Annotated in this window: 9 protein-coding genes; all 9 read right to left on the bottom strand. The window is 55.3% G+C overall.

Features of this window, described 5'->3' with window-relative positions; translation table 11 throughout:
• Positions 1–37: 37 nt before the first annotated feature.
• Entirely contained in the window at positions 38–1,903 is a 1,866-nt protein-coding gene (locus PH552_RS00855; RefSeq protein WP_483315460.1) for an ABC transporter ATP-binding protein, read from the bottom strand.
• A 51-nt stretch (positions 1,904–1,954) separates the two neighbouring features.
• The gene (locus PH552_RS00850) at positions 1,955–3,538 is read right to left on the bottom strand and encodes an ABC transporter substrate-binding protein (RefSeq protein WP_285165361.1); all 1,584 of its coding nucleotides are present in this window, start codon (positions 3,536–3,538) and stop codon (positions 1,955–1,957) included.
• 677 nt (positions 3,539–4,215) lie between these two features.
• Positions 4,216–5,616, bottom strand: a complete 1,401-nt coding sequence (locus PH552_RS00845) for an amidohydrolase (RefSeq protein ID WP_483315459.1) — start codon at positions 5,614–5,616, stop codon at positions 4,216–4,218.
• Positions 5,617–5,715: 99 nt separating this feature from the next.
• Positions 5,716–6,930: a MalY/PatB family protein gene (locus PH552_RS00840; protein WP_285165359.1), complete on the bottom strand. Its 1,215-nt coding sequence runs from the start codon at positions 6,928–6,930 to the stop codon at positions 5,716–5,718.
• A gap of 3 nt (positions 6,931–6,933) precedes the next feature.
• Complete coding sequence (locus PH552_RS00835) at positions 6,934–8,439, bottom strand: M81 family metallopeptidase (protein ID WP_285165358.1); 1,506 nt, start codon at positions 8,437–8,439, stop codon at positions 6,934–6,936.
• A 284-nt stretch (positions 8,440–8,723) separates the two neighbouring features.
• On the bottom strand, positions 8,724–9,488 hold the full coding sequence (locus tag PH552_RS00830; protein WP_285165357.1) for an amino acid ABC transporter ATP-binding protein: 765 nt from the start codon (positions 9,486–9,488) through the stop codon (positions 8,724–8,726).
• A gap of 4 nt (positions 9,489–9,492) precedes the next feature.
• The gene (locus PH552_RS00825) at positions 9,493–10,656 is read right to left on the bottom strand and encodes an amino acid ABC transporter permease (RefSeq protein WP_285165356.1); all 1,164 of its coding nucleotides are present in this window, start codon (positions 10,654–10,656) and stop codon (positions 9,493–9,495) included.
• Complete coding sequence (locus PH552_RS00820) at positions 10,656–11,849, bottom strand: amino acid ABC transporter permease (RefSeq protein WP_285165355.1); 1,194 nt, start codon at positions 11,847–11,849, stop codon at positions 10,656–10,658. The genes PH552_RS00825 and PH552_RS00820 overlap by 1 nt, the downstream gene beginning before the upstream one ends.
• An 83-nt stretch (positions 11,850–11,932) precedes the next feature.
• On the bottom strand, positions 11,933–12,955 hold the full coding sequence (locus PH552_RS00815) for an amino acid ABC transporter substrate-binding protein (RefSeq protein WP_285165354.1): 1,023 nt from the start codon (positions 12,953–12,955) through the stop codon (positions 11,933–11,935).
• Positions 12,956–13,219: the final 264 nt, after the last annotated feature.

Raw genomic sequence — 13,219 nt, 5'->3', positions numbered from 1 at the left:
TAGCCTGAATTTGAAGCAAGCGGCTTCCGGGACTTGATCAGCGGGCCCAGACTATTGGATCCCACTCTTGGCAAAGATGCCCGGCAGAGACTTCCCGGTACGTGCGACGCGGTGGGACGTAATCGGGTGATTTGATTGGCGAGGGCAATTCGCGGATAGGGGGCGCGGGGCGTTTACCGCGCTCGCGCGGCTCCGGCACCGGCACCGCCGAAAGCAGTCTTTGGGTATAGGGATGCGTTGGATTGCCGAAAATTGAGGCTCGGGGTCCGATTTCCACAATCTCCCCCAGATACATCACGGCCACGCGATGACTGACCCGTTCCACCACAGCCATATCGTGAGAGATAAAGAGGTAGGATAAGTTTAACCCCTTCTGAAGGTCGAGCATAAGGTTGACCACTTGCGCCTTCACCGACACATCAAGTGCCGACACCGCCTCGTCCGCGATGATAAGTTTCGGTCGAACGGCAAGAGCGCGTGCTATCGAAATCCGTTGGCGCTGTCCGCCTGAGAATTCGTGCGGATATCGTTTCATCATATCTGGTTGGAGTCCAACCTCCCGCAGCAACTTCGCAACTCGATCCTTAGAGTCGCTTTTGTTTGTCATGCCGTGCAACAGCATTGGTTCAGCGATGGCATCCCCGATCCGGATTCGGGGATTGAGGCTCGCGTAAGGATCTTGAAAAATCATCTGCATTTTGGTCCGGGCCTTGCGCAATTCGGCAGCCGAACTTTTCATCAGATCTTGACCATCCAGGATGATTTCACCGCTCAGCGGATTATCCAACCGCATGATGGACCGGCCGGTGGTGGACTTACCGCAGCCTGATTCACCGACCACCGCTAGGGTCTCCCCTGCTTTCAGGCTGAAGGAGACGTTTTCGACTGCATGAACCCTTCCTCCAAGCCTTCCAAAGAAACCATTGTTTACGGCGAAGCGGGTGACCAGATCTTTGACTTCCAGGACGGGCGACGTCGTCTCGCTCGCCGCGTTGCCAGAGGTCGATATTGCTGCGGCCGGTACAGCGGTCGTCTGATCTTGATCAGGAAGAACAAAATGGGTGGGCTCTGATAGCCCGGCCATAGACCCAAGGCGCGGCACAGCAGCTAAAAGTGTGCGCGTATAGTTGTCCCTTGGCTGATGAAAGACATCTACGGTGTCACCGTGCTCGACGACATTGCCGCGAAACATCACAAGCGTACGATGCGCAATCTCCGCCACCACACCCATATCATGGGTGATAAACAGTATGGACATCTGCTCTTCGGCCTGCAGCTGGCGCAACAACTGCAATATTTCCGCCTGGATAGTGACGTCCAGGGCCGTTGTTGGTTCATCGGCGATCAGAAGTTTAGGTCGGCAAGCGAGCGCCAGTGCGATCATGACGCGCTGGCGCATGCCACCCGAAAACTGGTGAGGAAAGTCATCTAAACGACTGGCAGCCGCCGGGATACTTACGCGGTCAAACAGCCGTTTCGTCTCCGCGCGGGCTTCGGACGTCGACATTTTACGATGAAGGACAAGCGTCTCCGCTAGTTGTCGACCAACCGGCAGGACCGGGTTAAGGCTTGTCATAGGCTCTTGAAAGATCATCCCGACCTCTCCGCCGCGCACCCGGCGCATTTCCCGCTCTGGCAAGGCGGTGAGGTCGCGACCGTGAAGCATTACCTGCCCCTTGATCGAGCTTGATCGCGGATCTAGAAGACGTGTGATTGCCAAACTCGTCACGCTTTTTCCCGAGCCGCTCTCGCCAACTATGGCGAGCGTTTCCCCTGAATTGACATCGAATGAGACGCCATTGACAACGCGCGACGTGCCTCGACTTGAGAGGAACGCAACCTCAAGATTCCGAATGGATAAAATAGTTTCAACCACAGACGCTCTTCCGATTCTCGAAAACATGCCGTAATGGCCGCGCCTTAAGCGCGGCCTGGTGGGTGGAGAACTTCCGCGTTAGGCGTTCTTCTTAACGTTCCAAAACAGCGGCGCAGGAGATTTCACAATACCGCTAATATTTTTGCGATAAGCGGTGATCTGGGAGCGCTGGCCCAGCGGTACGTAAGGCACAGACTGAAACGCATGGGCTTCGACGTCACTTGCAATCTTCTTCCGCTCGGCCTGAGAACCCGTTTTCATCCACTCGGCGCGCAAGCGTTCCAGTTCGGGGTCATCTGGCCACCCCGGCCATCCGGCAAGACCATTCCCACGCAATGCGAGATGTTGAGCCGGGCTTAGAAAATCAACCGATCCAGCGCCCGAAACCAAGGCGCTCCAGCCGCCCTTTTCGACCGGTTCAGTTGAGTTTCGACGGGTGAAATACGTTCCAAGATCCATAGTCTGGACCTCAACCGTCATTCCGATTTCACGTAAAAGCTGCTCAACGACTAAGCTGGCAGAGTGAATCCAAGGGATGTCGGTTGCTGAGATCAGGACTACTTTCTCGCCGTTGTAACCGGCTTCCTTGAGCATGGCCTTGCCCAATGCGGGATCGCCTTTCATAACCTCCGAACCGGACCCGGAGGCCATTGGTGTGCCGCAGAAGAAGAACGACTTGCAGACCTGGTAGTTGCCTTCGCCGACCATTGCGGCGAGGACGTCATCCTGCTTGATCGAAGCCATCACCGCCTGACGGATCTTCACATTGTTGAACGGCTTTTGCTGCTGGTTAAATCGAAGGAAAGTTCCCTGGTATGGATCGTAGTTGTCGACGACGATGCGGGGATCTCCCCTGAGAAGTTCTACGAGGTTGAGGTCCGGTTTTTCGAACCAATCGATTTCGCCACGCTTCAAGGCGGCGACTGCGGTCGATTGGTCCGGAATGATAACCCACTCCACGCGGTCGAAATTAGCTTGCTTTCCGCCAGCGATGCCGCTTGGCGCTTCCTTGCGCGGAACATAGTCTTTGAATTTCTCATAGGCTGCCTTGCTGCCAGGGACCCATTCGTTGGGCAGGAAGCGATAGGGACCTGAACCTGTGGCGTCCTTGATTTGCGTCTTGCTATCAGTGGCGCCCGCGACGCGCTCCGGCATGATGAAGCATACCGGGGTGGAGGACTTCCCGAGAGCCGTGTATATAAGTGGGAATGTCGATTTTAGGGTGAACCGGATCGTGTTGTCATCGACCGCTTCAAGCCTCTCCGTCGCTTCAAGCAAAGACTGCCCCAAGCCGTCCTTTGCGCCCCAGCGTTTAATGCTCGCGATGCAGTCTTGGGCACGTACTGGCGCGCCATCATGGAACTTTAGCCCGGGCCGAAGTGTGAGGGTGTATAAGAGGCCGCCGTTACTCTCTTCGGCCTTATCCACCATCTGCGGATGGATTTCAAAGTTCTCGTCCTCCGCAAACAGGGTGTCGTATACCAAATAGCCGTGATTGCGGATCGGATATCCGCTTGTTACGATTGGATCTATTGACGATAGATTTCCAGCCGGCACAAACCGCATCACATTTGGCTGAGATTGAGCAAGCGTTCTATGGCCTGCTGCGAGGAATGTGAAGGCCACCGTCCCGTATAAGAAATTGCGTCTTGTCGTTGTCATGATCGTTCCACCTCTTTCTTTATTTGGCTTATCGCTATCGCGGGGATAACAACCGCCTTTGTTCTTTGCTTGAAACGTAAGCGGAGTTGCGTGCGCCGTAAAACCGCAAAGGAAGCAAATCGGTGTTGCTCACTAGGCAACACGGTGGTTGGACCACTTGGTCTTCAGCGGCGCGGGTGCGCAGTGGACCTGACGCAAGACTTGCGGGTGCGGTGGGGCTAGCAGGTTTCTGCGAACTGGCACGATCAGGGAGGATGAGCAGCGTTGCCCGAGCCGACCCTTTCGAGCAGCTCCTTGCGGTTTGGCAGCGCGTCTATTAGGCACGCCAAGCGCTCTAGCGCTGCAGAATGAGTGCCGCTGTGGAGGTCGCATGAATGAGACCCTGGTGTCCACACGATGGGCCCGGATCCGTGAGCAGAGAACTAAATGATATCAGTCAAGCACGCTTCCAGTGCGCCGGCCCCACAGGAGAACAGTCCGCTGACTTTTCCGCTCCTTTACTTCGAGGGTCTGAAGCGGTCGCAGCCGGAGCCGGCCAATAACGGACCCCCGCCTTCGGGAGCCCGCATACTCCGACGGATATTCGGCGCGGTTTTGAAGAGCGCCCGGGCAAACGGTCCGGCAGCATCGGTTCCACGGCATTTCTTATACCCTGACGGGCAGGATTGCCCCGTACCTTATTCTCGGGCTTGAGAGCGCGGCAAAGGCGGCAGGACGTGGTCTGGGATCGGGCAATTGTAACGTGCCCCCCCATTCCGTTGCAGATGTTCCTGTCTCGCCCGTTCAAGCAAGTCCGCATCTTGAATCGCACGAACGGCAGATCCTGCCATAACTTTGGCCGCCTGCAACATTCCCTTGTGGGCAGCCGGTAATTTGCCCTGTGCGACAAGTTGCCATGAGTGAAACGCTGTGCCGCGGGCAAAGCTCGCAACCCAAATCTGCGCGAATGGCGTCACAATTGACGCGTCCCCGACGTCGGTCGAACCGAGGGAATTGCCCACATGATCTGACAGCGGCGCAATTTCGTCGTCCAGTGGACGGTTGCGCCTGTCTTGTGTGTCGGTGAAAGCGGCTGCTGCCTCTATATCTTTCTCGTCGAAGTCCGGTGAGCCGACCGCGGTGAACTGCTCATGCATCATTTTAGTCAGAGTCAAGTTTGGTTGATAAGGCGACATTCCCGATTCAATCGTAAACTCCACCTCTGTCCCGCTCATCATGGCCGCTCCGCGGGCGACCTGCTCGACACGTGTCGCGAGCAGTTGCAAGCCTTCGACGCTCCGCGATCGAACGATGTATGCCAGCTCAACCTTGGACTGGACAACATTTGCCGCTATGCCTCCTGAATCACGATAGGCGTAGTGGATACGCTCCCCTTCTTCCATATGTTCGCGTAGATAGTTACATCCCATATTCATCAACTCGGCTGCATCGAGAGCGCTTCTTCCCAAATGAGGCGTCAGGGCCGCGTGCGAGGATCTTCCGAGGAATACCACGCGTACCTGAAGGAAGGCATTGGTTCGATTCATATGAGCGGAAGACGCGGGTCCCGGATGCCATGAAAACCCTGCATCCAGATCGTCGAATACACCTGCTCGAGCCATAAAGGCCTTCCCGCCGCCACCTTCTTCCGCAGGGCAGCCATAATATCGAATGGTGCCCGGAATGCCTAAGCTTTCCATCGTTTCCGCGGCAGCCACCGCAGCGAGTGCCGAACCGGTTCCCAACAAGTTATGTCCGCAACCGTGCCCGGGGGAGCCCGGACGAAGAGGGTCGGGTTTAGCCACCCCTGCTACCTGGCTCATTCCTGCCAATGCGTCGAATTCCCCCAGCAGCCCGATCACGGGCTTGCCTGCCCCGCGCTCTGCAACAAAAGCGGTGGGCAACCCACCAATGCCGACGGTAACTCTAAAGCCTTCCGCCGCCAGCATTTCGATCTGTGCCTTGCTAGACCGAGTTTCCTCGAAACCCAGTTCGGCAAACTCCCAGATCTCATCCGCGAGTTGTGCATAGCGAGCCGCTCTGACACTCACCGCTGCCTCGACGCCTTCCAGAATACTATCTATTGCGGCTTGATCCACAGACATATCTCCTTCTTCAAGCATTTAGATTGCGCACGCGGCCGGCTGGCCTTCACGGAGCGACGCCGCGCTCCTCAGGTGCTTCGGCATTGCCGAAGGTCATGCGCGACTGCGCACCGCATGCGTCATGCGCTGCAAAATCTCGCTCAGTATTGGTTCGGAAGTTGCGAAGTTCATCCTCGCGAAAGCCTCTCCTCCTGTTAGGAAGGTTTCCCCGGCGCTCAAGGCAACGCGCGCTTCGGCGAGAAAGAAGTTATAAGCCGGGCGGTTCAGCTTCAGAGCGGAGCAGTCGAGCCAAGCCATATAGGTACCTTCCGGGGCATGCACCCTGATCTCCGGCAGTTCTTCTTTCAATCGGCGCATAAGAAGGCCGCGCATGTCTGCGAGGTATGATAGAACATCGGCTTGCCACTGGTGGCTGTGCTCCCAGGCGGCGACCGTAGCGGCGATCCCCATGATTTGGCCCGGAACAATCACTCTGCGTGGAAAGACCTTCAGGTAGCGCTCCCGCAATGCCGCCGTGCCGAAGTGAACGAACGCAGATTTCAATCCGGCCGTATTAAATGATTTCGCAGCTGACCCCAGAGTGATCGTTCGTTTCGCGATCTCGTCGTTAATCGAAGCGATGGGGATATGCCGATATTGGTCGAAGGTGATCTCGCAATGTACTTCGTCCGATATGATGAGCATGTCGTGCTCGATTGCGAGGGCCGCCAGTTTTTCCAGTTCCTGGCGATCGAGGACACGCCCTGTTGGATTGTGGGGATTGCAAAGCATTAGCACGCGCGTTTGGGGCCGTACGCACTCCGCGAGGTCATCAAAGTCGATTGATAATCGGCTCCGATAATCAACAGTTTTGACCGGCACGAACGTGCGTCCGGTCGAGGTGATCGCGTCACGAAACGGTGGATAGCACGGTTCCTGTATCGCTATGCGATCGCCTTCTTGCGAAAATGCCAGAACGGTCGTGAAGATGGCTTGTACCAGGTCGGAGACAACAATGACGTTGTCAGGGTCCGGCTGCCAATCGAACATTTTTTTCATTCGGTTCGAATAAACCTCAGCAGCGTAGCCGGGGGTGACGATGCCACTTCTGGCGGGATAGCCATACTGCTGCTCGGTTGCAATTCTTAACAATGCATCATTAATTGCGGGCGCGACGGCGTAATCCATCTCCGCTACGAAAGCAGGAAGCACATCCTCACCGTAGCTCAACCATTTCAGATTTCCGCGACGTCGCAAAGCGGTCTGATCCATCAAAAAAGATTGAGTGCCCCGGCCGCTACCAGGGTTGGCTCCTCCCGACATCTGCATCTATCAACTCTCCAAAATCTGGGAGGTGAATGCTGGTCCCATTGGCGAGATACGCATTCCTTCAGCTAGGCGGGTCCATGGCAAATCTTCTGGATCGGCTTTCATCGGTCCCGGTGACTTTGCAACCAAAATCGCCGCCGCCATATCAGTGAAGTCTGCCCGAAAATGCACCGAGCTTTTGTTTACAAGTATAGATTTCGTTTCCGGTTCGATCCCGGCAATTCGGTAAAGCACCCTGTCAAACATCTGTGCCTTGGTTGGACTGACGACGATGCTGATCCCTTCGATGCTAAGGCAGGCAACGCCTCCGAGATCGACCTTGTTGCCGTGAAACATCGGGCCTTCGAATGTGCACGTCCCACTTCCAATGAAATCCACACGGAAAGTGCCGTGGAGAGGAGATTCGCCCTCCACTCCGGATGTGCCGCCGAGCGAGATGGTTATTTCAGCGCCGACACCAGCGTTTCTTGCTGTCTCGAAAGTCTTTGGGTCGTAAAACACACCGAGAGCTGCGTTTTGCGCTCCGCATTCCAAAAGTGCCTTGAGCATACCCGTTGTATTCCCGTCACCCCCCGCACCCGGATTATCCTGAGTGTCGGAGATTACAACAGGCTTCCGCGCCTCATCGGAAATCCGCATAGCCTGTTCTACGGCGTCTCGCGGCGAAAGGAATTCTACCCGCCAGTTCGGCTCCTCAGCCACGATCATGTCGACCAGCGTCGAGACGGCATCCTCAACAGCTTGGCGGTCACGTCCGTAGCCCCAGACTGTGGGGCCACATCCAGGGAAGTCTGCTGCTGGGAATCCTGGCGCAAAGGAGAGTGAGATCACGTCATCACTTTGAAGTTCTCGGAGCTTCTCATAAACGAGACGTGCGGGGTCAACCAAGGTACACATCCCATTGATCGGGATAAGAAATGGTAGTCTGCGGAAGGCTTTATACCAGGGATCTGGCGTTTGGCGGTATTCTTCGAGCAAATGGAGTACCTTCGCACCCGTATCTGCCATGTCCAGGTGCGGGTAGGTCTGGTACGCGACCATACCATCAGCAGCTTCGATCATTCGTTCAGTCACATTGGCATGGAGGTCAAGGGATGCCACGAGAGGCACATCCGGCCCTATAATTGCGCGGAGTCTCGACAGAATTTCCCCCTCCCCGTCGTCATGGGCTTCAGTAACCATGGCACCATGCAGATTGATGAAGATGCTGTCATACGAATGCTTGCGTGCAGCTTCAGCAATCTCGCCGACGATACGTTCAAATGCATCCGTCGTTACGTGAGCCGATGCGCTGGCACCACCCCAGACAACCGGTATCAACTCGTGACCTGCCGAAAGCGCCGCCTTGATAAACCCGCCAGCCCCGAGATTGACTTCCCGAAGCTCATAAAGCTCGGCTCCACGCCTCAGAGCTGGATAACCTTCGCCATTCAGGAAGTTTCGGTAATGCGCCTTTGAAGGCGCGAACGTGTTAGTCTCATGTTCAAATCCCGCCACAAGTATGCGCAAGGCCCTCTCCCTAATTGCGTCAGCGAAATAACGGCTGTAAAGGGGAGCAAGTCTCTGCGGAAGCAGCAGCTTTGGGTTGGCTTCATTGCCTTGAGAGCAACGCCCCACGTTGCCCTCGACTTACTGCACCTGCAGTCGCCACCTAAACATTGCAGAATGTCGGGTCGTGAAGGTGCACGTCGCTCGTAGCATCTTGCAATGTCTCTTATGACTCGTGCCCGTTGCAGAACGAGTTTCTATTAATATGGTAATGGCGCGATACCGATATCGCTCTCTGAATCTCGTCAGTGAACCAGCTTTGCCAGGAACTGGCGGGTGCGCTCATTGGACTGCGTTTTAAAGAAAACATCGGCCCTGTTAATTTCTACAATCTGGCCCTTGTCCATGAAAATCACTCTATCGGCGACCTGGCGCGCGAAGCCCATTTCGTGGGTAACACAGATCATTGTCGTACCATCCGTTGCCAGATCCGTCATCGTATCGAGGATCTCCTTGACCATCTCTGGATCGAGTGCAGAGGTCGGCTCATCAAACAACATGATTTTAGGTTCCATGCAAAGGGCCCGCGCTATCGCGACGCGCTGCTGCTGCCCGCCGGATAGCTGACCAGGGAATTTCAAAGCTTGATCGCTTAGCTTAACCCGTGCCAGGTAATGACGCGCGATATCCTCTGCTTGTCTGCGCGACAATCCTCGGACTACCGTAGGCCCAAGGATGCAGTTCTCCATGATGCTTAGATGGGGAAATAGATTGAAGTGTTGAAAGACCATGCCGATCTGCTGCTGGACGGTGCGTGCACTCTTTTGTGCATCCGAGATCAAAACGCCGTTGACGTAGAGCCGGCCACTTTCGAAAGTTTCGAGCCTGTTGATGCATCGGATGAGCGTGGACTTACCTGATCCAGATGGACCGCAAATGACGACTCTTTCGCCCATCGGTACGTCAAGATTGATATTGTTCAGCACCTGGAATTTCCCGTACCATTTGGATAGCTCCCGGACCTGTATCGCGGGGAGATTAGCCGGGATAGCCATGTCATTGGCGACCATAAAACTACCTTTCACGATCTCGGGACAACCGGCGCTCGATAAGTGCGCCGTATCTCGACATGCAGAAACAGAAGGTGAAATAGAAGAGCGCAGCAAAGGCATAGCCGGTTGTACTTATGGTCGGCGCGGCCCATTTCGGATCGATCCGCGCTGTTTCGATCGTCGATAGGAAGTCGAATATCCCAACGATCAACAGGAGCGAAGTATCCTTAAACAGACCGATGTTGATACTGACAATATTCGGAACAGCGACCTTGAGCGCTTGAGGCAAGGTGATAAACCAAGTCGTCTTCCAATACCCAAAGCCCAGTGCAGATGCTGCCTCATTTTGACCACGCGGGACCGCTTGCAATCCGCCACGGACGATTTCTGCAAGATAGGCCGCAGCAAAAAAAGTGATTCCGACGAGTGCTCGTACCAGCTTGTCCGGATTGAGATCGGGCGGAAGGAACAGCGGAAGCATCGTGTTTGCCATGAAAAGCACCGTTACTAGCGGCACCCCTCTTGGAAGCTCGATCAAGCCAATACTGAACCACCGCACGATAGGGAGCTGCGATCGGCGGCCGAGTGCGAGCAATATGCCGATCGGCAAGGCAGTGGAAATCCCGACGATAGCGACCACAACGGTGACCGTCAGTCCGCCCCAGAGATTGGTCGGAATGTGCCGGAGCCCAGCTGCCTCCCAGCCGCTTAAAAGGACAAACCCGGTCAACGGCAGAACTGTGATGACAGTGACGATTCCAAGTCGCTTGAAAGGGGCACGTGGCCACAGCAGATATGCGAAACAGATCGCACCAGCTAAGAAAACAACATTGACGCGCCATCGTTGATCGGTTGGGTAGGAACCGTAGATGAAGTACGGGAAACGGTCAGCGATGAATGCCCAGCACGCGCCAACTCGGCCCCCGCTTTGGGAGCGGCACGCTTCCCCGTTATCGCCGAACCACACAGCATCCAGAACAAGGAACCTGGACAGTTGCCACACCATGACAGCGAGAAAGGCAAACAACAGGATAGATAAGAGGGACTGTCGCCAGTTGGGAAAGAGATTTCGGGAAACCCAGCCGAGTGCACCTCCCTCTGCTTGAGGGGGCGAAGCAGACGGATAAGGATCGTTCTGGCAATAGGTCGAGGGCAGCAGCGGCTGAAAAGACGTACCCACTATCATCAGTGCTCCACCTTATTGATGCGGCGATTATACATGTTCATCCCGAATGCAGTCAGCAGCGAGATGGTAAGATAAACCGCCATAGTCATTAGGACGATTTCAACCGCTTGGCCGGTCTGGTTCAAAACCGTCCCGGCAAAAATCTGCACGAGATCCGGATACCCGATTGCCACGGCGAGAGAAGAGTTTTTCAAGAGATTAAGATACTGGTTCGTCAAGGGTGGAATGATGACCCGCACTGCCTGCGGCAATATAACCCTTCTCATGATCTTGCTGGGTGGAAGATGAAGGGAGCGGGCCGCTTCATATTGCCCTCTGGGCACGGCTGCCAGACCCGAGCGAACGACCTCGGCGATGGATGATGCCGTATAAAAAATTAGACCGGCAAGAAGAGCGACGAATTCCGGCAAAAGCTGCCACCCACCGTCAACGCTGAATCTTCCCATCACTGGCACATCGAACTGAAGCGGTGACTTACCTGTCCAGAAGATGGCGACAAGATAGAAAGTAAGAGGAAGTCCAAAGATGATCAGAAGGTTCACTGGGAGAAGCGGAAGACCATGCCCTGTTTCCCTGCGTCTTCTAACTGCCACATGCGTTGTTAAGGAAACGGCCAATACCACTATGATGGCGACTACGAACCAAGCGGCACCGAAATCTTGAACGACTGGTTGTGGAACAGCCAGGCCACGGCGGTTCAGGTATATAAGATTGCCCAGCTGCAGGCTATCCGAAGTCTTTGCTGGGAGTGCCGCCAAGACAGCATTATACCAGAACAGGAGTTGGAGGAGCAAAGGCGTATTTCTGAGGACCTCTACATAGGCTGCCGCCACACGGTTCAGCAGCCAATTCGGTGATCGTCGTGAGATACCGATTACGAAGCCAAGCACGGTTGCTACAGGTATCGCTATCAACGTGACTTCTACGGTGTTTAGCAGACCTACCAAGAATGCTCGGCCATAGGTCGAAACTGCGCTGAAAGATATCAGGCTCTGACTTATGTCGAAACCTGCGGTATGGCCAAGGAAGCCGAACCCGGAAGCGATGCCCTGGCGTGCAAGGCTTCGGCTCGCGTTCCATGCTGCACTCCCGAGCAAGGCGGCAATACCGATAACCAATAGCGCCTGCCAAGCGATCTCTCGGGCGGTGGCCGAACGGCGTCGTCCTGATTTCAAAGATATTCGGGTTAACATGATATACCATTGCCTTGCTTTGGCGCTCTACCGCTGGCCGCCGACACGCTTGATCGGCAGGGCGTCGACGGGGCAGACAATGCTTATCGAAGCGGTGGTGCGTATTGCAGGCCGCCTTTGTTCCACAAGGCATTTAGGCCCCGCGGGATTTTCAGCGGTGAACCTGAACCGAGATTTCGGTCATACATTTCCCCGTAATTTCCCACGGCGCGGATCGCTCGCAACGCCCACTCCTTATCGACGCCAAGAAGTTCCCCGGTGTTGCCTTCGACACCGAGAAGGCGTCGGATCTCAGGATTTTCACTCGTGAGATAGCTGTCAACATTCGTTCGAGTAATACCGTTGTCTTCCGCAATGAGGAGAGCGAAATGAAGCCAAGTCGTCAAATCGGACCACTGGCTGTCACCTTGCAATACCCCGATGGCTAGTGGTTCTCTTGAAATTATCTCTGGCAACACGACATGCTGGTCCGGTTCAGCCATCCTGCGGCGTTCGCCATACAATGCGGACGAATCGTTGGAATAGCTGTCGCAACGGCCGCTTTCATAGGCTTTCACCGTCTCGTTGCTTGTCGCAAATGTTACCGGCTTATATTTCATGCCCTTCGATCGGAAGTAGTCGGACGTATTCAATTCCGCCGTCGATCCCTGTGTCAGACATATGCTGGCACCGTCGAGCTCGGCGGCGGATTTGAGACCACTATCGGCTCTTACAAGAAACCCCTGCCCATCGAAGAAATCGACAGCGCGGAAATCGAGGCCGTTTACTGTGTCCCGAGAAAGCGTCCAGGTCGTGGTCCGCGCGAGCACATCAACCTGTCCAGCTTGGATTGCAGCAAACCGGTCCTTGGCCGTAAGTGGCACAAATTTAACTTTCTTTGCATCGCCAACCGCTGCGGCTGCCAGAGCGCGGCAATAGTCTGCGTCAAGCCCTTGCCAATTCCCTTCCGAATCCGGCAATGCAAACCCGGCAAGGCCGGTTCCTACGCCGCACAGAAGCTCGCCGCGAGCTTTGATCTTACCAAGCGTTGAAGTCTCTTGCGCCCACGCGCTGCTCACACTGAACCCAAGCACAAAACAGATTGCGCCGTATATTGCTGCTTTCATCGGTTACCCTCCCTTTGCGCCGGCATTGCAAGCTTGCATGCGTTTTTCGCATTCTTGATCAGGACGAGCAGCCAGCAGACGATGGGGGGAAATTATTGGAAGCCGCAGCACAAGGAAGATGCAAAGATTAACCCTCGGCGTTGCCCGTTGGGTAACGCCCCGGCTCAGGTTGATCACGTACAGATGCCGGAGTGGCGCATTGGGACGAGGATGCGCATTGCGCGGCCCTCCTACCAGGGCTGATTTTGGCTGACAAGTTTTTCA

Source organism: Rhizobium aureum, from assembly GCF_030182495.1.
Classification (GTDB): domain Bacteria; phylum Pseudomonadota; class Alphaproteobacteria; order Rhizobiales; family Rhizobiaceae; genus Rhizobium; species Rhizobium tropici_C.
The sequence above is the reverse complement of the archived record's forward strand: the minus strand, read 5'-3'. Positions and strand labels throughout refer to the sequence as shown.

What these genes read in the sequence shown, in the direction of transcription:
- PH552_RS00855 (WP_483315460.1), bottom strand. Translation starts at nt 1,903, where the DNA reads ATGTTTTCGAGAATCGGAAGAGCGTCTGTGGTTGAAACTATTTTATCC.
- PH552_RS00850 (WP_285165361.1), bottom strand. Translation starts at nt 3,538, where the DNA reads ATGACAACGACAAGACGCAATTTCTTATACGGGACGGTGGCCTTCACA.
- PH552_RS00840 (WP_285165359.1), bottom strand. Translation starts at nt 6,930, where the DNA reads ATGCAGATGTCGGGAGGAGCCAACCCTGGTAGCGGCCGGGGCACTCAA.
- PH552_RS00830 (WP_285165357.1), bottom strand. Translation starts at nt 9,488, where the DNA reads ATGGTCGCCAATGACATGGCTATCCCGGCTAATCTCCCCGCGATACAG.
- PH552_RS00825 (WP_285165356.1), bottom strand. Translation starts at nt 10,656, where the DNA reads ATGATAGTGGGTACGTCTTTTCAGCCGCTGCTGCCCTCGACCTATTGC.
- PH552_RS00820 (WP_285165355.1), bottom strand. Translation starts at nt 11,849, where the DNA reads ATGTTAACCCGAATATCTTTGAAATCAGGACGACGCCGTTCGGCCACC.
- PH552_RS00815 (WP_285165354.1), bottom strand. Translation starts at nt 12,955, where the DNA reads ATGAAAGCAGCAATATACGGCGCAATCTGTTTTGTGCTTGGGTTCAGT.